The sequence below is a fragment of the Kitasatospora sp. NPDC101108 genome (assembly GCF_055584725.1).
Genome location: NZ_JBVJLM010000019.1, coordinates 19,536 through 45,209, shown reverse-complemented (window position 1 = coordinate 45,209; position 25,674 = coordinate 19,536). Strand labels below are relative to the sequence as shown.

At 73.6% G+C, this 25,674-nt stretch carries 28 protein-coding genes; 18 read left to right on the top strand and 10 right to left on the bottom strand.

What is annotated here, in order from left to right; genetic code table 11:
* The first annotated feature begins 46 nt into the window (after positions 1-46).
* Together ACZ6Z8_RS30780 and ACZ6Z8_RS30775 are read left to right on the top strand one after the other, a co-directional pair.
* Positions 47-970, top strand: coding sequence for a Wzz/FepE/Etk N-terminal domain-containing protein (locus ACZ6Z8_RS30780; protein WP_465613315.1), 924 nt, complete (start codon positions 47-49; stop codon positions 968-970).
* On the top strand, positions 967-2,127 hold the full coding sequence (locus tag ACZ6Z8_RS30775; protein WP_465613314.1) for a GNAT family N-acetyltransferase: 1,161 nt from the start codon (positions 967-969) through the stop codon (positions 2,125-2,127). The genes ACZ6Z8_RS30780 and ACZ6Z8_RS30775 overlap by 4 nt, the downstream gene beginning before the upstream one ends.
* Before the next feature lie 7 nt (positions 2,128-2,134).
* Here the strand turns inward: ACZ6Z8_RS30775 and ACZ6Z8_RS30770 are convergent, their stop codons facing one another.
* Positions 2,135-3,379: a glycoside hydrolase family 26 protein gene (locus ACZ6Z8_RS30770; protein ID WP_465613313.1), complete on the bottom strand. Its 1,245-nt coding sequence runs from the start codon at positions 3,377-3,379 to the stop codon at positions 2,135-2,137.
* 372 nt (positions 3,380-3,751) lie between these two features.
* Here ACZ6Z8_RS30770 and ACZ6Z8_RS30765 point away from each other — a divergent pair, with 372 nt between their 5' ends.
* The 9 genes from ACZ6Z8_RS30765 (at position 3,752) to ACZ6Z8_RS30725 (ending at position 10,715) form a co-directional block, all read left to right on the top strand.
* Positions 3,752-4,750, top strand: a complete 999-nt coding sequence (locus ACZ6Z8_RS30765) for a hypothetical protein (RefSeq protein WP_465613312.1) — start codon at positions 3,752-3,754, stop codon at positions 4,748-4,750.
* A gap of 203 nt (positions 4,751-4,953) precedes the next feature.
* Positions 4,954-6,552 (top strand): ABC-F family ATP-binding cassette domain-containing protein, encoded by a 1,599-nt coding sequence (locus tag ACZ6Z8_RS30760; RefSeq protein WP_402829483.1) that lies wholly within the window; start codon positions 4,954-4,956, stop codon positions 6,550-6,552.
* 327 nt (positions 6,553-6,879) lie between these two features.
* On the top strand, positions 6,880-7,113 hold the full coding sequence (locus tag ACZ6Z8_RS30755; protein WP_030285640.1) for a helix-turn-helix domain-containing protein: 234 nt from the start codon (positions 6,880-6,882) through the stop codon (positions 7,111-7,113).
* A gap of 232 nt (positions 7,114-7,345) precedes the next feature.
* Positions 7,346-8,152, top strand: a complete 807-nt coding sequence (locus ACZ6Z8_RS30750; RefSeq protein WP_465613311.1) for an enoyl-CoA hydratase/isomerase family protein — start codon at positions 7,346-7,348, stop codon at positions 8,150-8,152.
* Between the two features lie 195 nt (positions 8,153-8,347).
* Positions 8,348-8,860, top strand: coding sequence for an Asp23/Gls24 family envelope stress response protein (locus ACZ6Z8_RS30745; protein ID WP_465613383.1), 513 nt, complete (start codon positions 8,348-8,350; stop codon positions 8,858-8,860).
* 28 nt (positions 8,861-8,888) lie between these two features.
* Positions 8,889-9,080, top strand: coding sequence for a hypothetical protein (locus tag ACZ6Z8_RS30740; protein ID WP_380412872.1), 192 nt, complete (start codon positions 8,889-8,891; stop codon positions 9,078-9,080).
* Positions 9,080-9,433 (top strand): Asp23/Gls24 family envelope stress response protein, encoded by a 354-nt coding sequence (locus tag ACZ6Z8_RS30735; protein ID WP_402829488.1) that lies wholly within the window; start codon positions 9,080-9,082, stop codon positions 9,431-9,433. Before ACZ6Z8_RS30740 ends, ACZ6Z8_RS30735 begins: the two co-directional genes overlap by 1 nt.
* Positions 9,430-10,077 carry a DUF6286 domain-containing protein gene (locus tag ACZ6Z8_RS30730; RefSeq protein WP_465613310.1) on the top strand — a complete coding sequence of 216 codons (648 nt, stop codon included), beginning with the start codon at positions 9,430-9,432 and terminating at the stop codon, positions 10,075-10,077. Before ACZ6Z8_RS30735 ends, ACZ6Z8_RS30730 begins: the two co-directional genes overlap by 4 nt.
* A complete protein-coding gene (locus ACZ6Z8_RS30725) occupies positions 10,074-10,715 on the top strand; it encodes an Asp23/Gls24 family envelope stress response protein (RefSeq protein ID WP_465613309.1) in 642 nt (213 codons plus the stop codon). The genes ACZ6Z8_RS30730 and ACZ6Z8_RS30725 overlap by 4 nt, the downstream gene beginning before the upstream one ends.
* Position 10,716: 1 nt before the next feature.
* On the opposite strand, the gene ACZ6Z8_RS30720 is transcribed toward ACZ6Z8_RS30725, so the two are convergent.
* Positions 10,717-11,478 (bottom strand): SDR family oxidoreductase, encoded by a 762-nt coding sequence (locus ACZ6Z8_RS30720; protein WP_465613308.1) that lies wholly within the window; start codon positions 11,476-11,478, stop codon positions 10,717-10,719.
* A 121-nt stretch (positions 11,479-11,599) separates the two neighbouring features.
* Between ACZ6Z8_RS30720 and ACZ6Z8_RS30715 the strand changes: the two genes are divergently transcribed.
* The gene (locus ACZ6Z8_RS30715; RefSeq protein WP_465613307.1) at positions 11,600-12,007 is read left to right on the top strand and encodes a MerR family transcriptional regulator; all 408 of its coding nucleotides are present in this window, start codon (positions 11,600-11,602) and stop codon (positions 12,005-12,007) included.
* A gap of 3 nt (positions 12,008-12,010) precedes the next feature.
* Complete coding sequence (trxA, locus tag ACZ6Z8_RS30710; protein WP_465613306.1) at positions 12,011-12,343, top strand: thioredoxin; 333 nt, start codon at positions 12,011-12,013, stop codon at positions 12,341-12,343.
* Between the two features lie 76 nt (positions 12,344-12,419).
* Here the strand turns inward: trxA and ACZ6Z8_RS30705 are convergent, their stop codons facing one another.
* Positions 12,420-13,223, bottom strand: coding sequence for an SURF1 family cytochrome oxidase biogenesis protein (locus tag ACZ6Z8_RS30705; protein ID WP_465613305.1), 804 nt, complete (start codon positions 13,221-13,223; stop codon positions 12,420-12,422).
* A gap of 31 nt (positions 13,224-13,254) precedes the next feature.
* On the bottom strand, positions 13,255-14,250 hold the full coding sequence (locus ACZ6Z8_RS30700; protein ID WP_465613304.1) for a DEDDh family exonuclease: 996 nt from the start codon (positions 14,248-14,250) through the stop codon (positions 13,255-13,257).
* Positions 14,251-14,395: 145 nt separating this feature from the next.
* Between ACZ6Z8_RS30700 and ACZ6Z8_RS30695 the strand changes: the two genes are divergently transcribed.
* From ACZ6Z8_RS30695 to moaA, 4 genes are all read left to right on the top strand, one after another.
* Positions 14,396-15,439 (top strand): zinc-dependent alcohol dehydrogenase family protein, encoded by a 1,044-nt coding sequence (locus ACZ6Z8_RS30695; protein WP_465613303.1) that lies wholly within the window; start codon positions 14,396-14,398, stop codon positions 15,437-15,439.
* A 260-nt stretch (positions 15,440-15,699) separates the two neighbouring features.
* Complete coding sequence (locus ACZ6Z8_RS30690) at positions 15,700-16,056, top strand: DUF485 domain-containing protein (protein ID WP_465613302.1); 357 nt, start codon at positions 15,700-15,702, stop codon at positions 16,054-16,056.
* Positions 16,053-17,660 (top strand): solute symporter family protein, encoded by a 1,608-nt coding sequence (locus ACZ6Z8_RS30685; RefSeq protein WP_465613301.1) that lies wholly within the window; start codon positions 16,053-16,055, stop codon positions 17,658-17,660. Before ACZ6Z8_RS30690 ends, ACZ6Z8_RS30685 begins: the two co-directional genes overlap by 4 nt.
* 98 nt (positions 17,661-17,758) lie before the next feature.
* Complete coding sequence (gene moaA, locus ACZ6Z8_RS30680; RefSeq protein WP_465613300.1) at positions 17,759-18,748, top strand: GTP 3',8-cyclase MoaA; 990 nt, start codon at positions 17,759-17,761, stop codon at positions 18,746-18,748.
* Here moaA and ACZ6Z8_RS30675 read toward each other — a convergent pair.
* The 6 genes from ACZ6Z8_RS30675 to ACZ6Z8_RS30650 form a co-directional block, all read right to left on the bottom strand.
* Positions 18,745-18,963 (bottom strand): hypothetical protein, encoded by a 219-nt coding sequence (locus tag ACZ6Z8_RS30675; RefSeq protein WP_465613299.1) that lies wholly within the window; start codon positions 18,961-18,963, stop codon positions 18,745-18,747. The genes moaA and ACZ6Z8_RS30675 overlap by 4 nt on opposite strands.
* A 280-nt stretch (positions 18,964-19,243) precedes the next feature.
* The gene (locus ACZ6Z8_RS30670; protein ID WP_465613298.1) at positions 19,244-19,627 is read right to left on the bottom strand and encodes a DUF3099 domain-containing protein; all 384 of its coding nucleotides are present in this window, start codon (positions 19,625-19,627) and stop codon (positions 19,244-19,246) included.
* Positions 19,628-19,772: 145 nt separating this feature from the next.
* Positions 19,773-20,321, bottom strand: coding sequence for an RNA 2'-phosphotransferase (locus ACZ6Z8_RS30665; protein ID WP_465613382.1), 549 nt, complete (start codon positions 20,319-20,321; stop codon positions 19,773-19,775).
* Between the two features lie 32 nt (positions 20,322-20,353).
* Complete coding sequence (locus ACZ6Z8_RS30660; protein ID WP_465613297.1) at positions 20,354-21,751, bottom strand: metallopeptidase TldD-related protein; 1,398 nt, start codon at positions 21,749-21,751, stop codon at positions 20,354-20,356.
* A complete protein-coding gene (locus ACZ6Z8_RS30655; protein ID WP_465613296.1) occupies positions 21,751-23,352 on the bottom strand; it encodes a TldD/PmbA family protein in 1,602 nt (533 codons plus the stop codon). Before ACZ6Z8_RS30655 ends, ACZ6Z8_RS30660 begins: the two co-directional genes overlap by 1 nt.
* A 138-nt stretch (positions 23,353-23,490) precedes the next feature.
* Positions 23,491-24,636 carry an MBL fold metallo-hydrolase gene (locus tag ACZ6Z8_RS30650; RefSeq protein ID WP_465613295.1) on the bottom strand — a complete coding sequence of 382 codons (1,146 nt, stop codon included), beginning with the start codon at positions 24,634-24,636 and terminating at the stop codon, positions 23,491-23,493.
* 317 nt (positions 24,637-24,953) lie between these two features.
* Between ACZ6Z8_RS30650 and fabG the strand changes: the two genes are divergently transcribed.
* On the top strand, positions 24,954-25,673 hold the full coding sequence (gene fabG / locus ACZ6Z8_RS30645) for a 3-oxoacyl-[acyl-carrier-protein] reductase (RefSeq protein WP_402829517.1): 720 nt from the start codon (positions 24,954-24,956) through the stop codon (positions 25,671-25,673).
* Position 25,674 lies beyond the last annotated feature (1 nt).

Here is a 25,674-nt window from a genome sequence, read left to right as displayed (position 1 = left end):
CCGCCCGCCGCCGGTACCGCTGCCCCAGACCCAAGGAGTCACACCCATGACCACACCGCGCCGAAGCGCCCGCCACCTGGTCCGCCGCTGGTGGCCGGTGGCGCTCGCGGTGCCGCTGGGCGCCGCGGCCGGCGCCGGGTACGCCGTCGTCTCGCCCCCCTCGTACTCGGCCAGTGCCTACGTCCTCGTGGTGCCGCAGAACCAGGGGGAGTCGGGGACCGCGACCAACTTCGCCCAGGCCTACGGGCGGCTCGCGGGCCAGCCCCAGGTGCTCGCGGCCGCGGCCGCCGAGACCGGCCGCACCCGGGCGGAGCTGGAGTCCCTGGTGTCCGGGACGACCTCCCCGGACGCTCCGATGATCGAGATCACCGGCACCGGCCCGCGCGCCCAGGAGGCGGCCCGGACCGCCGACGCGGTGGCCCGCTCGCTGGTCGCTTTCGCCAACACCAGCAGCAGGGACACCAACGTGCGGCTGGTGACGCTGGCCCCGGCCGCCGAGCCGGACAGGCCGACCACGCCCTCCGCCAAGCTGGACGTCGCGGTCGGCGCCGCGGCGGGGCTGCTGCTCGGCTCGCTGGCGCTGATGACCCGTCGGCGCGGCGGTGCGGCCGGCGCCGAGGCCGAGGCCGAGGCCGGTGCTCCGGCAGCTCCCGAGGCCCCGTCGGCGCCCGCGGCACCTGCGGTTCCGGAGCCGGCCGCGGCCACCCCGGCAGAGGCCGCCCCGGCCCCGGCTGAGGCCGCCCCGGCCCCGGCCGCACCCCGCCCGCGCAGCGCGGCGCAGACCGGCCGGACCCGGCCGAGGACCGAGACCAAGGAAGCCGCCGGAACCGAACCGAAGCCCGCCGCCAAGACCGCCGCCAAGCCCGCCGCGAAGGCCACGGCGAAGGCCGGCACCGGCCCCGGCGGCAAGCCCGAGGCGGAGACCGAGCCCCCGGCCGAGGCGAAGACCGCCGCCGGGAGCGGGCGATGAGCACCGAGGCCCGCGCCGTCGGCCTGCCGGCCCGCTCGGCCGCGCCGGTCTGGACCACCGAGCTGCGCCGCGAGGACGACGCCCTCGACACCGTCGCCGAGGAGTGGGACGACCTGACGACCCGCTGCCGCACCGCCACCTTCTTCCAGGCCGCCGCCTGGCAGCGCTCCTGGTGGCGCCACTACGGCCGCCCCGGCGCGCTGGTGGTGGTGCTGGTCCGCCGGGACGGCCGGCTGGTCGGCGCCGGCGCCTTCATGCGGCGCGGCGGCCCGTTCGGCGGTCTCACCGGCCTCGGCGGCGGGCTGGTCGACTACGGCGACGTCCTGCTCGACGACGACTGCGCCGACCGGGCCGCCGCCGAGTTCGCCGCCGCCCTCCCGCTCACCCGCCCCTGGCACTGGCTGGAACTGCGCGAGGTGCACCCCGAGGCGGCGGTCCAGCGGGTGTACGAGCACTGGCGCGGCTCCCGCCGCCGCCACGAGGACTCGCTGTGCCAGTACCTCCCGGCCGTTCCGATGGAGCGGCTGCTCAAGCGGGTGCCCGGCAAGACCGCCCAGCGCAGCCGGGTGAAGCTGCGCAAGATCGCCGAGGCCGGGGTGCGGGTCAGCTCCACGCCGGTGGACGAGGTGCCCGCCGCCCTGGAGGGACTGCTGCGGCTGCACTTCGAGCAGTGGCAGGAGCGCGGTGTCACCGCCGAGCACCGGACCGAGCGCTTCGCCCGGCACCTGACCGAGTCCACCGTCGGCCTGGTCGCCACCGGCCGGGCGGCCGTCCACCGGTTCCACCTGGACGGCGAGTTGGTCGCGGTCAACCTGCTGCTGCTCTGCCCCTCCTTCGGCGGCCTGTACCTGTACGGCGCCCACCCGCGGCTGCGCGAGCGGCTGGACATCGCCGGGCTGCTGTTCGGCGCGGCCCTGGACGAGACGGTCGGCGCGGGCATCCCGGTGCTCGGACTGCTGCGCGGCCAGGAACCGTACAAGCAGCGCTGGCGGCCGGACCGGCTGCCCAACCAGCGCCTGCTGCTGGGCCCGGCCGGGATGGCCCCGGCGGCCGCCGCCCGGGCCGGCGCGGTGCGCGCCCGGCAGGCGGCGGCGCACCAGCTGCGCACCCGCTTCCCCCGGCTCAAGGAGGCGCTGCTGGCCCGTCGCCGGGCCTGACCGCCGTTCAGCGCCGCGAGGGCGTCCGGCTCGGGGACGGGCTCGGGGACGGGCTCGGCGACGCGGCGGCGGAGGGGCTCGCGGTCGCCCCCGGCAGGGTGGGCCGGCCCGGCACGGTCGGCGTAGCGGGCGCGGTGGGCGGGGCCGGCGGGGTGGGGGCGCTCGGCGCCACCGGCACGACCGGGGCCGGTGGCGCCGACGGCAGCGCGAGCGGCGCCCCCGGCGAACCGTTCATCAGCTGCTTGAACACCGCGGTCGAGCGCGGGTTGCTGCGGCACTGGAAGAAGCCGTGCGGGCAGTAGTCGGTGACGGTCTGGTAGGCGGTGTCGTGGGTGCGCATCCAGTCGACCATGCGCCGGACGAACTGGGGGTTGTCGCCGTTGCGGAACAGCCCCCACTCCGGGTACGAGACCGGCTTGCCGCGCCTGGCCGCGAACTCCACCTGGTCCTGCAGGCCGTACGGCTCGCGCACGTAGTCGTCGAAGGTGCTGCCGGCGGGCTGGTCGTAGCTGTCCATGCCGATGATGTCGACCACGTCGTCGCCGGGGTAGCACTTGGTCCACGGGATGGCGTCCAGGCCACGGTTGGGGGCGTAGTCGAAGCGGAACCGCTGCCCGGGGACCGAGCGCATCACCCCGACGATCCGCCGCCAGTACGCCTTCCAGGCGGAGGGGTCGGGCTTGCAGCGGTGGGTGTAGGTGATGCCGTTCATCTCCCAGCCGAGGGTGATCACGGTGTCCGCGCCGCCGAGCGCCACCAGCCGGCGGGCGAGCCGGAGGAAGTGGCTGTCGAAGTCCCCGCGCGCGCCCTGGCCGATCAGCCGGGCGACCTCGCCGTCCGGCACGTGCGCCTCGTTGGGCACCAGCATCGGCACGCCGAGCACCAGCAGCCGGGACGGGTCGGCCAGCCGCCACTGCGACCACATGCCGAGCACCGCCGGCTCGCCCTCGATGTCCGCCCAGTCGTTGCCCGCCAGATAGGTGTGGCCGACCTGGAGGTTCGCGTTGCCGAGCCACTGGGAGTATTTGCCGATCTGCGGGATGTAGTTGTCCCAGGAGCCGACGAAGGCGCCGAACGGCGGCTCGTGCTCGGGCCGCTGGACCGGCGGGCGGGCGGCCGCCCCGCGCGGCTCGAAGGCGTCCGAGGAGAGGGCGTGCCGCTCGGTCCGGCTGAGCGGCGTCCCGGCCGGGACGCTGGCCGTGGCCATCAGCAGCAGAGTGGCGGCGGCCAGCGTCAGGCGGCCGATGCGCATGGTCTGTCCTCCGGACGTCGCGGGGCGGGGGCGGAGCGGGCGGTGACCACGTCGACGGACGGTGGCGCCGTGCTCGCCGACAGTAGGCCCGGCGACGGACGGGAAAGCCGAATGTCACCCTAAAGTGGGCGATATTCGAACGCCGTCTGCCGCAAGCTCCCACCGGCCCGGCCGCGTGTATCAGCTCTGTAACGGTCCGGCGGGGCTCACGGAGTCCGTTGCGGCCGGTCCGGCCGGCCGGCCGGCGGCCGACGGCGCAGGTGGGCGGGCGGGCGTACGGGACGGGCGCGCACGATCGGGCGTGCGGCGGGCGGGACGGCCGGGAGACGATTCCGGCTGACTGGCGCGCCCGGTGAAAGGTACGCTCCGGCCGTGTCCTGGAAGCCGCCGCGTGTCCTCACCCCCCGCTCGTTCCTGCCTGCCCTGGCGGTGATGCTGGTCCTTGCGGCCGGGGCGGCGGCGCACGCGAACAAGCCGGTGCCGTTCGGCGACCGGGTGGCCGGGCCCGCCGACGCGGACGCGACCCCGGTGAACTCCCAGTCGGTCAGCTCGGCCGACCTGGACCTCAAGGTGGTCGGCCCCGGCCTGGAGGCGTACCACAAGCAGACCGGTGAGCGGGCCTGGACGTACCGCCGCGAGGGCGCCGAGGCGCTCTACCTGGCGATGGCCGGGGACAACGCGATCGTGGTCTGGGACGACGGCCTGGTCACCTCGGTGCGCCCGGGCGACCACGAGGTGCGCTGGCACCGCGCCGTGCCGGGCCTCGCGGACTACCTGCGCGCCGGCGGCGAGCCGGGCGCGGACAAGCGGACCGACGCCCAGCGCAAGAACACCGCCGTACAGCGGGCCGCGGCCGCGCTGCACACCGTCCAGCGGGACGGCTCCCCCTGGCTGGCCGTGGTGACGCCGAACCTGACGATGGGCCTGCGGGACGCCGACGGTGACCTGCGCTACAACGACCGCCCCTCCAACGGCTGCCTCTACGACCCGCTGCGCACCGTCCACACCGACTACGCCGTGCTCATCCCGCGCGCCTGCACCAACAGCAGCGGGGTGGCCGTCTCCGGGGGCATCACCGGCTACCGGCTGGACAGCAACGGGTGGTCGATGATCACCGGCCCGGCCGCGACCGTGAAGGTGCTGGACCGCAGCCTGGTGGAGATCACCGACGGCCCGATCGTGCCGCCCAAGGTCTTCGACACCAAGGCCGCGGCCCCCGAGACGGCCTGCTCCAGCCCGGACGCCCCGTTCGCCGCGGTCCGCCCGCAGAGCGGCTGCACCGACCCGTCGGCGAGTCCGACGGCGACCGTCCCGCCGGCCCCGCCCGCCCCCGCGGCGTCGGCGAGCGACCAGGCGGCCGCGCAGCAGTAGCCGGACCCCGGCGGGTACCCCGGGGCGGTAGTGCCCAGGGGCGTTTCGCGCGGCCCGGTAGACTGGCCGTCATGGCTATCTTCTCCGGGCAATAGCGGGCGGCGGCGCCCAGTTCCACCGCGCCGACCGCCGATGAAGCCCCACTTCCCGCTGCCCGGGCCCGTACCCGGCCGCCCGCCCACGTCCCAGGAGTAGTCCCAGCCATGATTTCCGCCAACGCCCTTGAGCTGCGCGCCGGTGCCCGGATCCTGATCGAGTCCGCGAGCTTCAAGGTCGCCGCCGGCGACCGGATCGGCCTGGTCGGGCGCAACGGCGCCGGCAAGACCACGCTCACCAAGGTGCTGGCCGGCGAGGGCCTGCCCGCCGCCGGCACGGTCACCCGTTCGGGCGAGGTCGGCTACCTCCCGCAGGACCCGCGCACCGGCGACCTGGACGTCCTCGCCAAGGACCGCATCCTCTCCGCCCGCGGCCTCGACACCGTGCTCAAGAAGATGCGCGAGAACGAGGACCGGATGGCCAACGGCAAGGGCGCCACCCGGGACAACGCGATGAAGAAGTACGCGCGCCTGGAGACCGAGTTCCTCACCAAGGGCGGGTACGCCGCCGAGGCCGAGGCCGCCACCATCGCCGCCGCGCTGGGCCTGCCGGACCGCATCCTCGGCCAGCCGCTGCACACCCTCTCCGGTGGTCAGCGCCGCCGCGTCGAGCTGGCCCGGATCCTGTTCTCGGACTCCGACGTGCTGCTGCTCGACGAGCCCACCAACCACCTGGACGCCGACTCGATCGTCTGGCTGCGGGACTTCCTGAAGACCTACAAGGGCGGCTTCATCGTCATCTCGCACGACGTCGACCTGGTCGAGACGGTCGTCAACAAGGTCTTCTACCTGGACGCCAACCGCTCCACCATCGACGTCTACAACATGGGCTGGAAGCAGTACCAGCAGCAGCGCGAGGACGACGAGAAGCGCCGCAAGCGCGAGCGGGCCAACGCCGAGAAGAAGGCCGCGACCCTGAACGCCCAGGCCGACAAGATGCGCGCCAAGGCGACCAAGACGGTGGCCGCGCAGAACATGGCCCGCCGCGCCGACAAGCTCCTCGCGGGCCTGGAGCAGGTCCGGGCGAGCGACAAGGTCGCCAAGCTGCGCTTCCCGGAGCCGGCCCCCTGCGGCAAGACCCCGCTGACCGCCAGCGGCCTGTCCAAGTCCTACGGCTCGCTGGAGATCTTCACCGACGTCGACCTGGCGATCGACCGCGGCTCCCGGGTCGTCGTGCTGGGCTTCAACGGCGCCGGCAAGACCACCCTGCTGCGGATGCTGGCCGGGGTGGAGGCGCCGGACACCGGCGAGGTGATCCCGGGCCACGGCCTGAAGATCGGCTACTACGCCCAGGAGCACGAGACGCTCGACGCGGAGCGCAGCGTCCTGGAGAACATGCGCTCGGCCGCGCCGGACACCGACCTGGTGCAGATCCGCAAGATCCTCGGGTCGTTCCTGTTCTCCGGCGACGACGTGGACAAGCCGGCCGGGGTGCTCTCCGGTGGGGAGAAGACCCGTTTGGCCCTGGCCACCCTGGTGGTCTCCTCCGCCAACGTGCTGCTGCTGGACGAGCCCACCAACAACCTCGACCCGGCCAGCCGCGAGGAGATCCTGGGCGCGCTGCGCGAGTTCTCCGGTGCGGTCGTGCTGGTCACCCACGACGAGGGCGCGGTCGAGGCGCTCGACCCGGAGCGGATCATCCTGCTGCCCGACGGGGTGGAGGACCTGTGGAACCCCTCGTACGCCGATCTGGTCTCGCTGGCCTGACTGGAAGTAGACGCCCCATCCGCTTTTCGGACCAGAAAATCTAGTCCTTTCGGCGTGTCCGGGAATGAAGAAGACCCGGATTCCGTTTAAGCACTTCCTGTCGGCCCGCCACTCGATCGTGGTCGGGCCGACACTGCTGATCAGCTCTTTCTCGGCACTCGGCGGCACCCACCCGGGGGCGTGCACTCTGCGTGAGCGCCCCGATGCACTCGGATCACCACCGCAGGACCACGCATTTGCGACATCGACCTTGTCGAATGGGTGGCCAGGACGCGGTCGATGGGTGATCATGGGAATCTGACCGAGCAACGCTACGAGGAGGCACGGGTGGCCGAGACTCTGAAAAAGGGCAGCCGGGTGACCGGTGCCGCGCGTGAGAAGCTCGCGGCCGATCTCAAGAAGAAGTACGACTCCGGGGCGAGCATTCGCGCTCTCGCGGAGGAGACCGGTCGTTCGTACGGCTTCGTGCACCGGATGCTGAGCGAGTCCGGAGTGATCCTCCGGGGCCGCGGTGGTGCCACGCGGGGCAAGAACAAGGCGACTGCCGCGGCCGGTTCCTGACGGTCCGTCGGCCCTGAGCTGGATGGCGCGGCGGCAGGACGCCGGCCGAGGAGACGACGGCTGACCCAGCCGGGCGTCCACCCTCGGGTCGAGTGGACCGGCCGCCGATCGTCATGTCCGGACTCTCGGCCCCCCTTCCCGCTCCGATCTTTCCGGGCCCCGGGCCCTGCCCGTTCGCGCCCAGGTTTGTTACTCTCCGGTAGCCACGTCCCCCGCCACCGGAGGTTCCCGCATGACCGCCCCCGCCACCGACCCGCAGGCCCCGAGCTGGGAGCGGGACGGCGTCCGCCTGGAGGTCGACGGCGAACTCGCCGTCGTCACCCTCTGTCAGCCCAAGCGGCGCAACGCCCAGTCGCCCGCACTCTGGCGGGCCCTCGCCCAGGCCGGGCGCGAACTGCCCGGCAGCGTGCGGGTGGTGCTGCTGCGCGCCGAGGGGGTCTCCTTCTCCGCCGGGCTGGACCGGGCCATGTTCACCCCCGAGGGCATCCCCGGCGAGCCCACCTTCCTGCAGCTGGCCGGCTCCGCGGACAAGGAGCTGGACGACGCCATCGCCGCGTACCAGGAGGCCTTCACCTGGTGGCGCCGCGCGGACCTGGTCTCCATCGCCGTCGTCCAGGGCCACGCCGTGGGGGCGGGCTTCCAGCTCGCGCTCGGCTGTGACCTGCGGGTGGTCGCCGACGACGTCCAGTTCGCGATGAAGGAGACCTCGCTCGGGCTCGTCCCCGACCTGGCCGGCACCAAGCCGCTGGTCGAACTCGTCGGCTACGCCCGGGCGCTGGAGATCTGCGCGACCGGCCGCTGGGTCGGCGCGGAGGAGGCCGCCGCGATCGGGCTGGCCAACCTGGCCGTCCCCGGCGCGGAGCTGGACTCGGCCGCCCGGGACCTCGCCGCCGCCCTGCTGGCCGCTCCCCGCGGGGCCGTCACCGAGACCAAGGCGCTGCTGCAGGGCGCCTCCGGACGGTCGTACGACGAGCAGCGTTCGGCCGAACGGGCGGCGCAGGCGCGGCGGCTGCGGGAGCTCGCGGGCATCGGCGACTGAACGCCGGTCCTCGCTGGGAGGCCCGGCCCCGGGAGAGCCCGGGGCCGGGCCTCCGGCGTGTCCGGGGGCGGCGGCGGGAGCGCGCTCGGCGGGCGGGGGACGTGGCGAAATGCCAGAGTTGGGGAGGTCTGCGATATAGCTGGAGCCGCTACGAGGGAGATGCGCCCCATGCCTGACACTCCGACGCCCGCGACCATGCACAAGAACCCCGGTGGTGCGCCGACGCCCGGACCGCCCGCCGGGGCCAGGACCGCGCCCGGGCCGGGGGCGGGCGGGGGCGGTGGACAGCCGACCGGTGAGCGCGGCCGGACGGCGCTGGCCGTCGGCGTGGTGGAGAAGATCGCCGGGATGGCCGCCCGGGAGGTCTCCGGCATCCACGCGCTGGGCTCCGGGCTGGCCCGCACCTTCGGCGCGATGCGGGACCGGGTGCCCGGCGGCAGGCCCAGCGTCGGCCGCGGGATCAAGGCCGAGGTGGGCGAGAAGCAGACCGCGATCGACATCGCCCTGGTGGTGGAGTACGGCGTGGTGATCCCCGAACTCGCCCGCCAGGTGCGGGAGAACATCATCGACGCGGTCGAGCGGATGACCGGCCTGGAGGTTGTCGAGGTCAACATTGCGGTCAACGACGTCCACCTCCCGGACGAACCGGAGTTCGAGGAGGAAGCGGAGCCGGAGCCGGCGTCCGGGCAGCGGCCCAAGCTCAAGTGACGTCCGGCGGAGCACGAGGGAGTAGCGGATGAACCTGGCCATCGTCGGCCTCGTGGTGGGCATGGCCCTCGGCTTCGCCGGGTACTTCGGCGGGTTCGCGGCGTTCCTGCTGGTGGCGGCGCTCGGGCTGGTCGGCTTCGTGGCCGGGCGGCTGCTGGAGGGCGACATCGATCTGGGCGACCTCGGGGACCTGCTCCGTGGCCGTGACCGGCGGCGCTGATGGGGGCCTCGGTTCCCGCGCCCGCCCCCGCCCCCGGTGCGGCCCGCCGGGGGCGGCTGCGGGTCGCCGACCGGGTGTACGCGCGGATCGCCGGGAAGGCGGCCCGGGACGTGCTCTCCGAGGCGTGGGCCGGGCGGTCGGCGAAGGGAGCCCCGCCCCGGGTGTCGGTGGCCAGGCCGGGCAGCACGGTGACCGTGCGGGTGGCCGTCGACGCGCCCTTCCCCGCCGACCTCGCGGGCCTCGCCCGCGGCGTACGGGACCGGGTGGCGGCGCAGGTGCTCGGGCTGACCGGGACGAGAGTGTCCGAAGTGGTCGTGGTGGTCGAGAAGTTGGTCGCCGGGGGAGCGTGGTGAGCCGGGACCGGGAGGCCGGCCCGGCGCTGCGGGTGCCCCGGCTGCGCGCGGGCCGGGCGGCACCGGCGGCGCTGGTCGCCACGGCGGTGCTGGTGACGGCGGGGGCACTGCTGTACGACGTGATCGCGGTGCGGGCCGGGCAGCCGGCCCGGCGGTGGCGGGCCCAGATCGCGGACGAGCTGGCGACGCGTCACCTGGACGACCTGTGGGTGCTGGTCGGGGCCGGGGTCTCGACCCTGCTGGGCGGGTGGCTGCTGTGGCTGGCGATCGCGCCCGGGCTGCGGCGGTGGCTCGTCCTACGGCCGTACGGGGGGACGGAGGCGGCGATCGAGCGGGCCGGGATCGGGCACCTGCTGACGGACCGGGCCGCCGGGCTGACCGGCATCGACCGGCTGCGGATCAAGGTCGGGCGGCGGCGGGTGCGGGTGTCGGTGAGCGGGCCGGTGGATCCGGCGGTGGTGCAGCGGCAGCTGCGGGAGGAACTGCAGCGGGTGGGACTGGCGCGGCCGCTGCGGCTGGACGTGCGGTCCTGGCGCGGGTCGGCCGGAGGGCCGGCCGACCAGGCGCCCGATCAGGCGCCCGATCAGCCGGCCGACCAGGCTCCCGATCAGCCGGCCGACCAGGCGAAGGAGGCGGCGGGGTGAGGCGGACGGTCGTCAACCGGGTGTTGCTGGGGCTGGCTGGGGCGGTGCTGCTGGGGGCCGGGGTGCTGGTGCTGGCGGGCGGGCTGGACCTGTACCGGCGGCTGGGCGTCCACCCGCCGGCCTGGTGGCCGCTGACCTCGCCGGACCAGCCGGTGGTCAGCGCGCGCTCCCGCGGGCGCTGGGTGGGGTCCTCCTGGTGGTGGCCGACGGTGATCGGCGGTCTGTCGGTGCTGCTGGTGGGAACGGCCTGGTGGCTGGTCGCGCAGCTGCGGCGGACCGGGCTGCCCGGGATCGACGTGCCGACCCCGGGGGCGGGCGGGCTGCGGCTGAAGGTGGGTGCCCGGGCGCTGGAGGAGGCGCTGGAGCAGGGCACGGCGGTGCTGCCGGAGGTCGAGCGGGCGGGGGTCCGGCTGGTGCGCGCGCCCGGACACCCCCGGCTGCGCGGGGCCGTGCGGCTGACGCCGGGCGGGGATCCGGTGGGGCTGGTGGAGCACTTCGAGGACGGGCCCCGGGCGGACGCCGTCCGGAGCCTGGGGCTGGCGGACCTGCCGGCCGAGCTGCGGATCCGGGTGCTGCAGGAGGCCCCCGCCGGGAAGCGGCGCCGCGGTCGTCGGCGGGGGCACCGGGAGCTGGAGTAGGTCAGAGCGAGCGGAGGGCGCCGCCGTCGACGGGGACCATCAGGCCGGTCAGGTAGGAGGCGGCGGGGGAGAGCAGGAACGCGGCGACCTTGCCGAACTCCTCCGGAGTGCCGTAGCGGCGCAGCGGGATGGCGGCGGAGGCCGCGGTGCGGGCGGCCTCCGGGTCGGGGGCGAGGGCGTCGAGCTCGCGGACCCGGTCGGTGTCGATCCGGCCGGGGAGCAGGCCGAGCACCCGGATGCCGCGCGGGCCGAGCTCGTCGGCGAGGGACTTGGCGGCCATGGCGAGTCCGGGGCGCAGGCCGTTGGAGATGCCGAGGCCGGGGATCGGCTGGCGGGCGGAGCTGGAGAGCACGAAGCCGATCACACCGCCGGAGGGCAGCGTGGCGGCCGCGGTGCGGGCGAGGCGCAGGGCGCCGAGGAAGACGGACTCGAAGGCGTCGCGCCAGGCGGACTCGGGGGTGGTCCCGACCGGGCCGGCCTGGGGGCCGCCGACGCTGATCAGGATGCCGTCGAAGCGGCCGAAGCGCTGGTTCGCCTCGGCGACCAGGCGCTCGGCGGTGTCCGGGGCGGCGTTGTCGGCGACCAGGCCGTGGGCGCTGCCGAGGGTGTCGAGTTCGGCGACGGCGGCGTCGACGGCCTCCTGGGTGCGGCCGCTGACGAGCACGTGGGCTCCGTCGGCGACGAGTTCGCGGGCGGCGGCGAGGCCGAGGCCCCGGGTGGCGCCGGTGACGATGTAGGCCTTGTTCTTCAGTCCGAGATCCATGGGGACATCTTGCCGGGCGGGGGCCCGTCCGGCTGGCCCCGGGCCTGCGGATTCGCACTGGCGTTGACGTCCGGGGGAAGGTTTACGGTCGGAACCGGCTGTTCGGGAGGAGTGGTTCGGCGTGCGGATCGGGGAGTTGGCGGAGCGGGCGGGGACGACCACGCGGGCGCTGCGGTACTACGAGCAGTTGGGGCTGTTGCCGGCCCGGCGGGCGGGCAACGGGTACCGGGCGTACGACGAGGGGGACCTGCGGCTGCTGCGGGAGATCCGGACGCTCCAGGACTTCGGCTTCGGCCTGGAGGAGACCAGGCCGTTCGTGGAGTGCCTGCGGGCCGGGCATCCGGACGGGGACTCCTGCCCGGCCTCGCTGGAGGTCTACCGGCGCAAGCTCGCCGAACTGGACGAGTGCATCGGGCGGCTCCAGGAGGTGCGCGAGCAGGTGGCCGGGCAGTTCGCCCGGGCCGTCCGGGCGCGGGACGAACTCGCGGTCTCCGAGCAGCCGCCCCTGTGTGAACTGACGGAGGAGTAGACGATGGTGCGGATCGACGGTGTTCCGGCGGTGACGGACGAGACCTTCGCGGCGGAGGTGCTGGCGGCCGAGGGGCCGGTGCTGGTGGATTTCACGGCGGACTGGTGCCCGCCGTGCCGGATGATGGCGCCGGTGCTGGCGGACGTCGCGCGGGAGGAGGCCCACCGCCTGCGGGTGGTGAGCGTCGACGTGGACCACAACCCCAGGACCCAGGCGGCGTACGGGGTGCTGTCGATGCCGACGCTGATGCTGTTCCGGGGCGGGCAGCCGGTGCGGTCGGTGGTGGGTGCCCGGGCGAAGGCGCGGCTGCTGCGGGAGCTGGAGGACGTCCTCTAGAACGTCCTTCGGTCGAGCGTCCTTCGGCCGAACGTCCTGCGGCTGTACGGCCTCCGGCGCTGTCGGGGTCCCGGCCTCAGGCGGGCAGGGCGTCGGGCTCGACCTCGGGCTCGGCGGCCTGCTTGGCGCGGTCCTTGGCCTCGCGGCGGACGAGCACCCAGACGCCGACCGGGATCATCGCGGTGAACAGCCACCACTGGATGGCGTAGGCCATGTGCGGGCCGATGTCCGAGTGGTTGGGCTCGGGGATCAGCTCGGGCTGGTCGGCCGGGGCCGGGGCGGTGGCGGTGAGCTCCAGGTAGCCGCCGAGGAGGGGGGTGCCGGCCTCCTTGGACTGCTGCTCGCTGTTGATCAGGTTGAACTGGCGGGCCGGGAGACCGGCCCGGTCCTTGACCCAGCCGCCGCTGCTGCCGGTGGTCTCGTCGGCCCGCAGCCGGCCGGTGAGGGTGACCTCGCCGGTCGGGGCGGCCGGGACGGGCGGGTACTCGGTGGCGCCGTCGCCGGAGGGGACCCAGCCGCGGTTGACCAGCACGGTGCCCTTCCCGTCGGAGAGCTTCAGCGGGGTGACGACGAAGTAGCCGAGGGTGCCGTTGGAGTCGGTCCGCTTGCGGACCACGAACTCGTGTGCCGGGTCGTACTGTCCGGTCGCCGTCACGGCGTGCCAGGTGAGGGCGGACGGCACCGCGGCGCCGGGAGCCGCGGACAGGCTGTCGAACGGCACCGGCGGCGCCGTGAGGGCCTTGCCGACCAGCTCGTTCCGGGCCACCCGCGCCTCGTGGCGGTGCAGCTGCCAGAAGCCCAGCTTGATCGTCGCGGGGATCAGCAGCAGCGCGATCAGCAGGGTGATCAGCCACTGGCGGGTCAGCAGAAATCGGTACACATGGGAACGGTACGCCGACCTCACACCGGGCTCACGCACCGGGGTGCGGGGCCACATCGCGCAGCAGCTGGAGGAAGGCGTCCTCGGTGACGATCGGGGTGCCGACGTCGCGGGCCTTGCGGGCCTTGCCGCTCCAGCTGGTCGGCTCGTTGGTGACCAGCAGGCTGGTGAGCCGGCTGACCGAGGTGGCGATGTGCAGGCCGGCCTCGACGGCGCGGTCCTCCAGCACCTCGCGGTCGGTGGCGGTGTCCCCGGTGAAGGCCACCCGCATGCCCTGCACCAGCGGCTTGCCGTCCTCCCAGCGCCCCGGGTTGGGGTACGGGCAGGGCGGGCGCTTCTTGGCCTGGCGGTACTGGGAGCCGGTCCAGTTGCTGCGGCCGGGGGTGGCGGGTTCGTCCTCGCCGAGGTCGGTGACCGCGACGCAGGTCTGCAGCGGCAGCGGGAGGCCGGCCAGGCGGGCCAGGCGGAGGCTGGGGCGGAAGGCCTCGGCGAGCACCCGGGCGTCGTCCAGGGCGTTGTGGGCCTGGCGCTGCTGGACGCCGAAGTGGGCGGCGAGCGAGGCGAGCTTGCCGTTGGGCAGCGGCAGGCGCAGGTCGCGGGAGAGCACCATGGTGCACAGCCGCTGTTCGACGGGCGCGCGGCGGCCGGCCCGGGAGAACTCGCGGGAGATCATGTTCCAGTCGAAGAGCGCGTTGTGCGCGACCAGTACGCGGTTCCGCAGGCGCGCGGCGAACTCGTCGGCGATCTCGGGGAAGGTCGGCGCGCCGGAGAGCAGTTCGGCGGTGAGGCCGTGGATCCAGACCGGGCCCGGGTCCCGCTCGGGGTTGACCAGGGTGTACCAGTGGTCGGTGACCTCGCCGTCCTGGTCCAGCTGGTAGACGCCCGCCGAGATGACGCGGTCGGAGCGGCCGAGACCGGTGGTCTCGACGTCGACGACCGCGAAGCCCTCGGCGGGGGCGGCGGAGCGCTGGGCGGGGACCGGGGCGGTCCGCGGCGCGCCGTACGTCTCGGGCTGGATCGGTTGCATGGTCCAACAGGATAAGGGGCGGGTCGGCGGGGTCCGGTCGGAATGTTCCGGTCGGGCGGCCGGAATAGAGTGGTCGGCGGGGGTGTCGTACATCTGGTCGAGATCGTTTCCGGCCGCTCGGTCGGATTTGTGTGAGGAAGAACGCATGCGCGCCACGGTGATCCACGGACCGAACGACATCCGGATCGAAGAGGTACCGGACCCGGTGATCCAGCACCCGACGGACGTGGTGCTGCGGGTGGTGAACGCCTGCATCTGCGGCAGTGACCTGTGGGCCTACCGCGGGGTGGCCGAGCGGGTGGCCGGGCAGCGGATCGGGCACGAGTTCCTGGGCGTGGTCGAGGAGGTCGGCGCCGAGGTCCGCGGCTTCGCGAAGGGCGACCTGGTGGTCGCCCCCTTCGTGTGGTCGGACGGCGTCTGTGAGTTCTGTCTCGAAGGGCTGCAGACGTCCTGCCCGCACGGCGGTTTCTGGGGGCAGGTCGGCTCGGACGGCGGCCAGGGCGAGGCGGTCCGGGTGCCGTTCGCGGACGGGACGCTGGTGAAGCTGCCCAAGGAGGCGGCGGGTGACGAGAAACTGCTGCCGGGGCTGCTGGCGCTGTCCGACGTGATGTCCACCGGGCACCACGCGGCCGTGTCGGCGCGGGTGCGCCCGGGCGCGACGGTCGCGGTGGTCGGCGACGGCGCGGTGGGCCTGTGCGGCGTGCTGGCGGCGAACCGGCTGGGCGCGGGCCGGATCATCGCGCTGGGCCGACACCCCGCCCGGACCGACCTGGCCCGGCGCTTCGGGGCGACGGACGTGGTGGCCGAGCGCGGCGAGGCCGCGATCGAGGCGGTGAAGGAGCTGACCGGCGGCCTGGGCGCGCACGCGGTGCTGGAGGCGGTGGGCACCGAGGAGTCGATGCGGACGGCGATCTCGATCACCCGGGACGGCGGCGCGGTCGGCTACGTGGGCGTGCCGCACGGCGGCAGCGCGGGCGTCGACATCGGTCAGATGTTCGGCCGAAACGTTTCGCTCAACGGTGGCGTGGCGCCGGCCAGGGCGTACATTCCCGAGCTCCTGCCGGACGTGCTCTCGGGCGCGATCGAGCCGGGCCTGGTCTTCGACCGGACGGTGGACCTGGACGGCGTCCCGGACGGCTACCGGGCGATGGACGACCGCTCCGCACTGAAGGTCCGGATCGCTTTCTGACGTTTCGTCAACAAGGGCGGCACCGTTGGACGGTGCCGCCCTTTTCGGTTGCCGCGGCCGGATCCATGAGTGACGAGAGGGGGTGATTTTCGGCCAATTGGATGATGCGAGGGGGTGAACGACCGGCTGATCGCGGTCAACCCCTTCCGGGGTGGGCGCGACGCTCCTAGCATTGCGCGGCGCGCACGAGGAATGTGACGCCCCTCACGTTTGATTCTTTCCCTCGTGTGACCGCCACATCGAAGGAGTGAGGAGACAGAGTGGATTCGCCGCCGATCGCCACTACCGTCACGGAAGTCCAACTCATCGACGACAGCGAGGAGTTCCGTACCCTGCGGCGCTCGTTTCGGAGCTTCGCCTTCCCGGTCACCATCGGTTTCGTGCTCTGGTACCTGCTGTACGTCCTGCTCTCCTGCTACGCCCCCGGCCTGATGGCCACCAAGGTCCTCGGGCACATCAACGTGGCCCTGGTGCTGGGGCTGCTGCAGTTCGCCACCACCTTCGCCATCGCCGGCTGGTACGCCCGCTACGCGGACCGGCGGATCGACCCGCCCGCCGCCGCGATCCGCGAGGCCCACGGCGCCGTCGTCCACGCTCCCCGGGAGGCCGCCGAATGACCTCGCTCGCGAGCTCCGCCACCGATCACCGCGGGCTGACGATGGCCCTGTTCGGGCTCTTCGTGCTGACCACCCTGGCCATCACCCTGTGGGCCGGGCGGCAGAACCGCAGTGCCGCCGACTTCTACGCGGGCGGGCGCGGCTTCACCGGCTTCCAGAACGGCCTGGCCATCTCCGGCGACTACATGTCCGCCGCCTCCTTCCTCGGCATCGCGGGCACCATCGCGCTGGCCGGGTACGACGGCTTCCTGTACTCGATCGGCTTCCTGGTCGCCTGGCTGGTCGCCCTGCTGCTGATCGCCGAGCCGCTGCGCAACTCCGGCCGGTTCACCATGGCGGACGTGCTCGCCTTCCGGATGCGCCAGCGCCCGGTGCGCACCGCCGCGGGCGTGTCCACCATCGTGGTGTCGATCTTCTACCTGCTGGCGCAGATGGTCGGAGCCGGGACGCTGGTGGCCCTGCTGCTCGGGGTCGAGGGGAACGCCGCCAAGCGCTGGACCGTCGTCGCGGTCGGCGCGCTGATGATCATCTACGTGGTGATAGGGGGGATGAAGGGCACCACCTGGGTGCAGATCGTCAAGGCCGTGCTGCTGATCGCCGGCGCCGCGCTGATGACCGTCCTGGTGCTGGCCAAGTACCACTTCAACCCCTCCGAACTGCTCGGCGCGGCGGCGAGCGCCAGCGGCAAGGGCGAGGCCTTCCTCCAACCCGGGCAGAAGTACGGCACCGGCACCGCCAAGCTCGACTTCATCAGCCTCGGCATCGCGCTGGTCCTCGGCACCGCCGGCCTGCCGCACATCCTGGTCCGCTTCTACACCGTGCCCACCGCCAAGGCGGCCCGGAAGTCGGTGCTCTGGGCGATCGGCATCATCGGCGTCTTCTACCTGATGACCCTGGCGCTCGGCTTCGGCGCGGCGGCGCTGGTCGGTTCCAAGCAGATCAAGGCGGCCAACGCGGCCGGCAACACGGCCGCCCCTCAGCTGGCCGAGGCGCTCGGCGGCGGTAGTGGCAGCACCGGCGGGGCCATCCTGCTCGCGGTGATCTCGGCGGTCGCCTTCGCCACCATCCTGGCCGTGGTCGCCGGGCTCACCCTGGCCTCCTCCGCCTCCTTCGCGCACGACCTGTACGCCAATGTGATCCGGCGCGGAAAGGCCGGCGAACGGGAGGAGGTGCGCTCGGCCAAGTGGGCGGCCGTCGGGATCGGCGCGGTCTCGATCGTGCTCAGCCTCTACGCGGACAAGCTCAACACCGCCGCCCTGGTCGCCCTGGCCTTCGCGGTGGCGGCCTCCGCGAACCTGCCGACGCTGCTGTACTCGCTGTTCTGGAGGCGCTTCACCACCACCGGCGCGGTCAGCTCGGTCTACGCCGGCCTGATCAGCTCGGTGCTGCTGGTCGTCTTCTCCCCGGTGGTCTCGGGCAGGACGACCTCGCTCTTCCCGCACTCCGACTTCCACTGGTTCCCGCTGGAGAACCCCGGCCTGGTCTCCATCCCGATCGGCTTCCTGGCCGGCTGGCTGGGCACCCTCCTGTCCAAGGAACGCCCCGATCCGGCGAAGTACGCTGAACTGGAGGTCCGCTCGCTCACCGGGCTGGGCGCCCACTGATCGTTGCGGCATGACTATGCTGGCCCGGCCCCGCCGCGACGGTGGCCGGGCCGGCTGCTTTCCCCGGAAGCCGGCCGCTACTCGGGAAGGGAAGCCACGTGCTGCTCGACACCTTCGGACGACAGGCCGTCGACCTGCGGGTCTCCCTGACCGACCGGTGCAACCTCCGCTGTACGTACTGCATGCCCGAGGAGGGCCTGCAGTGGCTGGCCAAGCCCGACCTGCTGACCGACGAGGAGATCGTCCGGCTGGTCACCCTGGCCGTGGGCGACCTGGGCGTGCGCGAAGTCCGCTTCACCGGCGGCGAGCCGCTGCTGCGCCCCGGACTGGTCGCCATCGTGGCCGCCTGCTCGGACCTGGAACCGCGCCCCGAGCTGTCGCTGACCACCAACGGCATCGGACTGGCCCGCACGGCCACCGCGCTGCGCGAGGCCGGGCTGGACCGGGTCAACGTCTCGCTGGACACCCTCGACCCCGAGGTGTTCCGCACGCTCACCCGCCGCAACCGCCACCAGGACGTGCTGGACGGGCTGACCGCCGCCGAGGCGGCCGGACTGGCGCCGGTGAAGCTGAACGCGGTGCTGATGCGCGGGGTCAACGACCACGAGGCGGCCGACCTGCTGGCCTGGTGCCTGGAGCGGGGCTACGAGCTGCGCTTCATCGAGCAGATGCCGCTGGACGCCCAGCACGGCTGGGACCGCTCGTCGATGGTCACCGCGGGCGAGATCCTCGACCTGCTGGGCGCCCGCTTCGAGCTCACCCCCGAGCCGTCCGCGCGCCGGGGCGCGGCCCCCGCCGAACGCTGGGTGGTGGACGGCGGTCCGGGCCGGGTCGGCGTGATCGCCTCCGTCACCCGGCCGTTCTGCCGGGCCTGCGACCGGACCCGGCTGACCGCCGACGGGCAGGTGCGCAACTGCCTCTTCGCGACCGGGGAGACCGACCTGCGCACCGCGCTGCGCTCGGGGGCGGACGACGCGGAGCTGGCCGCGCTGTGGCGGGCAGCGATGTGGGGCAAGAAGGCCGGGGCCGGGATCGACGACCCGGAGTTCCACCAGCCCGACCGGCCGATGTCGGCGATCGGCGGCTAGCCCTCCTCGGGCGCCCAGTCGGCGAAGGCGACGACCTCCTTGAGGAAGCCGCGCACGCCCAGGAACTGGGACAGGTGCTCGCGGTGCTCCTCGCAGGCCAGCCAGGTCTTGCGGCGGTCCGGGGTGTGCAGCTTGGGGTTGTTCCACACCAGCACCCAACGGGCGTCCGCCCGGCAGCCCTTGGCGGAGCAGATCGGGGTCTGCGGGGTGTCCATCGGGGGGCCGTCCTCGGTGCTCGGCGGGTGCGTCGTCGCCGCCAGTCTGTCACGCCGCCGCGGCGCGCCGTCCGGGCCCGTCGGGATCCGGGCATGGCGACGCCGGGCAGCCACGGGGGGAGCCGCCCGGCGTCGGTCCGTCGCTCCGACGGGGGATGCGGAGCGCGTACGCAGTATGTCACGCCGAGACCCTCGGATGGGGAGGTCTTGCATGATTAATCTGAGCTTCTTCTGAGCTTTTGCTCAGCCGATTCGGGCTCAACCACCGTGAAGCGGACGGTCAGTCCGTGCCCTGTGAACTTTCGGTGCCGGCGGTCTTTGCCTGTCCTGTACCAGCGGGCGCACCGGCCCCTCCCGTACCACCCGGGCCGAGCATCAGCGGCGTCTCCGAGGGGAAGTCGAAGGTGCTCGGCAGCGACGGCGCCCGCTCCCGGCCCGCGTTGGCGACCAGCACCGCGAAGTACGGCAGCAGCACGCCGCCCGCCAGCGCCGCGAAGGCGAGCCAGCGCTGGACGTCCCACAGCGCCACCGCGAGCAGCACGCAGAGGGTGCGGATCAGCATCGAGATGACGTAGCGGCGCTGGCGTCCCCGGACGTCCTCGGTGAGGCTGCTGCGCGCCCCTGTGATCCGGTAGACCTGCCCGTCCTCGGCGCTCTTGCCCATGTGTCCTACCGCCCTCGTCCACGCACCCGCGCGCCGTGCCGCGCGGCCTCCTCACGGTACGCCCGGGCGCCGGGGACGACGAGACCGGGTGGGCGGGGCCCACCCGGTCGGGCGTGGTAGGAGGGCCGTACGGGCCTATCGGCCGTCAGGAGCGCCGGGAGAGGTACTGCGGGGGTACGGCGTCGGTGAGCCAGACGCCGTTCTCGCTGAGCCGGAACTCGTGGCCGGCCGCCGCCATCGCGGCCGCGTTGACGGTCAGCACCACCGGGCGGCCGTGCCGGGCGCCGACCCGGGTCGCGGTCTCGGTATCCGCCGAGAGGTGCACGTCCTGCCGGGTCATCGGGCGCAGGCCCTCGCGGAAGATCGACGCCAGGTGGCGGTCGGCGGTGCCGTGGTAGAGCACGTGGGGTGGCACGGTGGCGGTCAGACCGAGGTCGACCGCCACCGTGTGGCCCTGGTTGGCGCGGATGGAGAGGCCGTCCGGCGAGAAGCCGAAGCGGCGCTTGTTGTTGGTGGCCACGACGTGGTCGAGCTCGGCCCTGGAGAGCGGCCTGCCCTTCGCCGCGAGGGCGTCGAGCAGGACCTCGACCCGGACCCAGCCGGAGCCGTCCAGGGTGATGCCCACCAGCTCCGGCTCGTGGCGCAGGATGCGCGACAGCATCTTGCTCGACCTGACCAGCCGCTTCTCGTCCATCATGTTCTCGGTATCCCCCCGTTGGCCAGCGGCTATGAGGCCTGGCTGACCGAACTCATGTTGAAGTCCGCGACACGCACGGGTGGCATCGCGGTGCGGGTGAAGTAGTCGCTCCACTCGCGGGGCAGGCAGCGTTCGGTGCGGCCCGCCTCGGTGATCCGGCCGAGCAGGTCGACCGGGGACTCGTTGAACCGGAAGTTGTTGACGGCGCCGACCACTTCGCCGTTCTCCACCAGGTAGACGCCGTCCCGGGTGAGGCCGGTGAGCAGCAGCGTCGCCGGGTCCACCTCGCGGATGTACCAGAGGCAGGTGAGCAGCAGGCCGCGCTCGGTGCGGGCGATCATCTCGTCCAGGGTCGGCGCGGACTCCTGGTCGGCCGTCTCCAGCACCAGGTTGTCGACCGCCGGGCGCAGCGGCAGGCCGGTGAGGCCGGCCGCGTGGCGGCTGGTGATCAGCTCGGTCAGCACGCCGTCGCGGATCCAGTCGGTGGCGGTGATCGGCGCGCCGTTGTCGAAGACCGAGACGTCGCCGCCGGAGCTGTGCGCCAGCACGAACGGGGCGGCCTCCAGGCCGGGCTCGTCCGGGGCGGCGCGCAGGGTCAGCGGCAGGCCGGAGAGCTTGTCGCCGACCCGGGTGCCGCCACCGGGCTTGGAGAAGACCGTCCGGCCCTCGTGGGCGTCCCGGCCGCCGGAGGACCAGTGGAGGTAGATCATCAGGTCGGCGACGGCCGAGGGCGGCAGCAGCGTCTCGTAGCGGCCGGCCGGCAGGTCGACCTTGCGGGCGCCCCAGCCGAGCCGCTTGGTGAGCTCGGCGTGCAGGGCCGGGACGTCGATGTCGGTGAAGTCCCGGGTGGCGGCGCCGACCCAGGCCGAGCCGGTGAGGTCGGCCGTCTTGCCGTTGATCTCGACCATGCCGGTGGGCTGGTCGTGGCGCAGCCGCAGGCCGGTGGAGCTGCCCAGGTAGCTGGTGGTGACCTCGTGCCGGGCGAAGCCGTAGAGCAGTTCGCCCTGGGCGGCGGCGCGGGCGAAGGCCGCGCCGAGGGCCGGGCCGAAGGCGTCGAACACCTCGATCGAGGTCTCGGCGGGCGGCGCGGTGAAGTCCGGGGACGGCGGCCGGTCGGCGACCAGCGGCTGGGCGTCCTCGGCGGGACCGGCCGCGCGGGCGGCCTCCTCGGCGGCCCGGACCAGGCCCTCGACGTCCTCGGCGGTGACGGCCTCGCGGGAGACCACGCCGGAGGCGGTGCCCTCGGCGCCGGCCACGGTGGCGATCACGGTGAGGCGGCGGCCGCGGGTGACGCCGTTGGTGGTCAGGGCGTTGCCGGCCCAGCGCAGGTTGGCGGTGGACTCCTCGTCGGCGATCACCACGCAGCCGTCGGCGCGGGAGAGGCCGAGTGCCAGCTCGACGAGTTCGTGGGGCTGCATCGCGGACATCAGTGACCCGCCTCCTGCTGGGTGTTGAGCACGTTGACGTTGCGGAACAGCGCCGACGGGCAGCCGTGGCTGACCGCCGCGACCTGACCGGGCTGGGCCTTGCCGCAGTTGAAGGCACCGCCGAGGACGTAGGTCTGCGGGCCGCCGACCGCCGCCATCGAGCCCCAGAAGTCGGTGGTGGTGGCCTGGTAGGCGAAGTCCTTGACCTGGCCCGCGAGTTCGCCGTTCTTGATGGCGTAGGCGCGCTGGCCGGTGAACTGGAAGTTGTACCTTTGCATATCGATTGACCACGAACGGTCTCCGACGATGTACAGGCCGTTCTCCACCCCGGCGAACAGGCCCTCGGTGTCGGGGCCGTCGGCGGCGGGCTGGAGCGAGACGTTGGCCATCCGCTGGACCGGGACGTGCGCGGGGGAGTCCGCGAAGGCGCAGCCGTTGGAGCGCTCGAAGCCCTTCAACCTGGCCATGCTGCGGTCGAGTTGGTAGCCGACCAGGACGCCGTCCCTGATCAGGTCCCAGGACTGGGTGGCGACGCCCTCGTCGTCGTAGCCGATGGTGGACAGGCCGTGCTCGGCGGTGCGGTCGCCGGTGACGTGCATCAGGTCGGAGCCGTAGCGGAGGCTGCCGAGCTGGTCGAAGGTGGCGAAGGAGGTGCCGGCGTAGGCGGCCTCGTAGCCGAGCGCGCGGTCCAGCTCGGTGGCGTGGCCGATCGACTCGTGGATGGTCAGCCAGAGGTTGGACGGGTCGATGACCAGGTCGTAGCGGCCCGCCCGGACGCTCGGGGCCTTCATCTTCTCGGCCAGCAGGACGGGCAGTTCGGCGAGCTCCGCGTCCCAGTCCCACCCGCCGCCGGTCAGGCCGCGTCCGTCGGGGGACGACCCCGGGACTCCCGTGAGGAATTCGTAGCCACGGCCGACCGGCGGGGCCAGGGTGCGCATCGAGTCGAAGGCGCCGGTGCGCTCGTCGACCGAGGTGGCCTCCAGGTCGGAGTAGAGCCGGATCCGCTGCTGGGTCGTCATGGTGCCCGCGGTGTCGGCGTAGAACTTGTTCTCCTGCACCGTCAGCAGGGCGGCCTGGACGTGCGAGACGCCGGGGGCGGCCAGCAGCCGGGAGCTGCGCTCGGCGAGCAGGGCGGTCTTCTCGGCGTCCGGCACCTCGAAGGGGTTGACCTCGTACGCGGAGACCCAGGTGACGTCCCGGTGGACGGGCTCGTCGGCCAGCTCGACCCGCTCGGTGGAGCCGGCCGCCCGGCTGATCCCGCCGGAGAGCCGGGCCACCGCGACGGCCTGGGCGGCGACCTTCGCCGCGGCCTCGGGGGTGAGGTCCACCCCGGCGGCGAAGCCCCAGGCGCCGTCCAGCAGCACCCGGACGGCGAAGCCCAGCTGCACACTGTCCGAGGTGCCGGCCGGACGGGCGTCGCGCAGCCGCCAGGAGGCGCTGCGGACCCGCTCCAGGCGGAAGTCGGCGTGACCGGCGCCCAGTTCACGGGCCCGGCTGAGGGCGGCGTCGGCGAGGGAACGCAGCGGGAGGGCGAGGAACAGCGGGTCGACGGCGCGCTCGCGCGCGGCGCCGGCGGTGTCGGCCGGAGGGATCGGAGGCAATCGGGCTCCCAGGTCGCGGAGGGTGGCGGTGCGGGCGCCGCAGGGGCGTCCGCACCGCATCATTTCCCGTCCACGGGGTTTCCGGCCAGCGTATTCGGCCCGGTGCGTTGCGGTTTCGGCCAGGGGCCTTCCGTGCCGTCAGGCGACGGCCTCCCACCAGCCGTCCAGCTCCGGCGGGTTGTCCACGTCGACCCGCTCGCCGGGGCGTGGGACGGCGAGTGGCACGGCCTGGGTCTTGGCCTCCTTGAGCAGCCGCTCGATCGGCTCGGCCCACCGGTGCAGGCCCAGGTTGAAGGTGCACCAGTGGACCGGCAGCAGGAGTCCGGCCCGGAGGTCCCGGTGGGCGAGGACGGCGTCCTCGGGGGTCATGTGGATGTCCGCCCAGGCCGCGTCGTACGCGCCGATCTGCACCAGGGCGGCGTCGAAGGGGCCGTGCTGCTCGCCGATCCGGGCGTAGCCCTCGAAGTAGCCGGAGTCGCCGGTGTAGAAGACCTTGCGGCGCGGGCCGGCGATCACCCAGGAGCCCCACAGGGTGGTGTTGCGGGTCAGGCCGCGGCCGGAGAAGTGGTGCGCGGAGGTGAGGGTGAGCACCAGCTCGCCCAGGGTGCAGGTCTCGTCCCAGTCCAGCTCGATGATCCGGTGCTCGGGGACGCCCCAGCGGCGCAGGTGGCCGCCGATGCCCAGCGGCACCGCGAAGGGCGCGGACTGGCTGCGCACCAGGCGCTTGACGGTGGCCATGTCGAGGTGGTCGTAGTGGTCGTGCGAGATCAGCACCGCGTCGACCGGCGGCAGTTCCTCCAGCTCGACCGGCACCGGGTGCAGCCGCTTGGGGCCGACGTGGGCGGAGGGGGAGCAGCGGTCGCTCCAGACCGGGTCGAGCAGGACGCGCGAGCCCTCGATCTCCACCAGCGCGGAGGCGTGGCCGTACCAGGTGATCTCCACGCCCTCGGCGGCCGGGCCGGTGGCGGGGGCGGGGCGCACGGTGGGCACCGGGTGGGCCGGGACGCGGCCCTCGCGCTCGAACAGCATCCGGCGGACGGTGTCGCGGTCGAAGTCCGGGGCGCCGGCGGCCCGGGCCAGGGTGGACGGCGCGTTGTGGAAGACGCCGTCGCGGTACTGGGGGGAGTTGCGCACCCGCTCCTCGCGCTCGCCGTCGGGGCGGCGCCCGAACGCCGCGGGCAGGTCGCGCAGCGACCAGGCGGTCGCGCCCAGGCCCGCCGCCAGGGCGGTGAGGGCGAGCAGTCGTCCGCGTCGGTGGGTGCTCCCTGGCCGTACCTTGGTCATGCGCCCTGCCTTCGTTTCCTCGCCGGGACTCTTCGGGGGAAGGGTACGGCCGGTCCCGGGGCGGTTCGCACCAGGGGGGCAACGGGCACACCCGCCCGTGTTGTTCCCGGACAGCCCACCCCGATCCGGGCGGGGCCCCGGCCTGCGGCGCACGGCCCCGGGACGCCCGGTGCTGCGGGTGCGGATTGTCGGATTGCGACAGTTCCGCCGGTGCGGCGCTGTGGGAGCCCGATTCGTCGCCGCCGCCGACCGCCCGATAGCGTCACACTGCGTACGCATTCCGACGTACGCGCTCACACACGGAGAGAGGTGGATCGTTGAGCCGCTCGGTTCTCGTCACCGGAGGAAACCGGGGCATCGGCCTCGCGATCGCCCAGGCCTTCGCCGAGGCAGGCGACAAGGTGGCCATCACCAGCCGCTCGGGTGAGGTGCCCGAGGCGCTGGCCAAGTTCGACGTCCTCGCGGTGCGCTGCGACATCACGGACGCCGCCCAGGTCGACGCCGCCTTCACCGAGATCGAGCAGAAGCACGGTGCGGTCGAGGTGCTGGTCGCCAACGCCGGCATCACCAACGACACCCTGCTGCTGCGGATGTCCGAGGAGGACTTCACCTCCGTCGTCGACACCAACCTGACCGGCACCTTCCGGGTGGTCAAGCGCGCGTCGAAGCTGATGATGCGGGCCAAGAAGGGCCGCGTGGTGCTGATCTCCTCCGTGGTGGGCCTCTCCGGCTCGCCGGGCCAGGCCAACTACGCCGCCTCCAAGGCCGGCCTGGTCGGCTTCGCCCGCTCGCTGGCGCGCGAGCTCGGCCCGCGCAACATCACCGTCAACGTGGTCGCCCCCGGCTTCGTCGACACCGACATGACCGCCGTGCTCAGCGACGAGCGCCGCGCGGAGATCGTCTCGGGCGTGCCGCTGGGCCGCTACGCGGCGCCCGCCGAGGTCGCCTCCACCGTGCGGTTCCTCTCGTCGGACGAGGCCGCGTACATCACCGGAGCCGTCATTCCCGTCGACGGCGGATTGGGCATGGGTCACTGAT

Coding starts and splice junctions, on each gene's coding strand:
- ACZ6Z8_RS30770 (WP_465613313.1), bottom strand. CDS start 3,379: ATGCGCATCGGCCGCCTGACGCTGGCCGCCGCCACTCTGCTGCTGATG.
- ACZ6Z8_RS30720 (WP_465613308.1), bottom strand. CDS start 11,478: ATGGATCTCGGACTGAAGAACAAGGCCTACATCGTCACCGGCGCCACC.
- ACZ6Z8_RS30665 (WP_465613382.1), bottom strand. CDS start 20,321: ATGGACGAGAAGCGGCTGGTCAGGTCGAGCAAGATGCTGTCGCGCATC.
- ACZ6Z8_RS30650 (WP_465613295.1), bottom strand. CDS start 24,636: ATGACCAAGGTACGGCCAGGGAGCACCCACCGACGCGGACGACTGCTC.
- ACZ6Z8_RS30780 (WP_465613315.1), top strand. CDS start 47: ATGACCACACCGCGCCGAAGCGCCCGCCACCTGGTCCGCCGCTGGTGG.
- ACZ6Z8_RS30750 (WP_465613311.1), top strand. CDS start 7,346: ATGACCGCCCCCGCCACCGACCCGCAGGCCCCGAGCTGGGAGCGGGAC.
- ACZ6Z8_RS30740 (WP_380412872.1), top strand. CDS start 8,889: ATGAACCTGGCCATCGTCGGCCTCGTGGTGGGCATGGCCCTCGGCTTC.
- ACZ6Z8_RS30685 (WP_465613301.1), top strand. CDS start 16,053: ATGACCTCGCTCGCGAGCTCCGCCACCGATCACCGCGGGCTGACGATG.
- ACZ6Z8_RS30700 (WP_465613304.1), bottom strand. CDS start 14,250: ATGCAACCGATCCAGCCCGAGACGTACGGCGCGCCGCGGACCGCCCCG.
- ACZ6Z8_RS30735 (WP_402829488.1), top strand. CDS start 9,080: ATGGGGGCCTCGGTTCCCGCGCCCGCCCCCGCCCCCGGTGCGGCCCGC.
- ACZ6Z8_RS30675 (WP_465613299.1), bottom strand. CDS start 18,963: ATGGACACCCCGCAGACCCCGATCTGCTCCGCCAAGGGCTGCCGGGCG.
- ACZ6Z8_RS30745 (WP_465613383.1), top strand. CDS start 8,348: ATGCACAAGAACCCCGGTGGTGCGCCGACGCCCGGACCGCCCGCCGGG.
- ACZ6Z8_RS30695 (WP_465613303.1), top strand. CDS start 14,396: ATGCGCGCCACGGTGATCCACGGACCGAACGACATCCGGATCGAAGAG.
- trxA (WP_465613306.1), top strand. CDS start 12,011: ATGGTGCGGATCGACGGTGTTCCGGCGGTGACGGACGAGACCTTCGCG.
- ACZ6Z8_RS30760 (WP_402829483.1), top strand. CDS start 4,954: ATGATTTCCGCCAACGCCCTTGAGCTGCGCGCCGGTGCCCGGATCCTG.
- ACZ6Z8_RS30660 (WP_465613297.1), bottom strand. CDS start 21,751: ATGTCCGCGATGCAGCCCCACGAACTCGTCGAGCTGGCACTCGGCCTC.
- ACZ6Z8_RS30775 (WP_465613314.1), top strand. CDS start 967: ATGAGCACCGAGGCCCGCGCCGTCGGCCTGCCGGCCCGCTCGGCCGCG.
- ACZ6Z8_RS30670 (WP_465613298.1), bottom strand. CDS start 19,627: ATGGGCAAGAGCGCCGAGGACGGGCAGGTCTACCGGATCACAGGGGCG.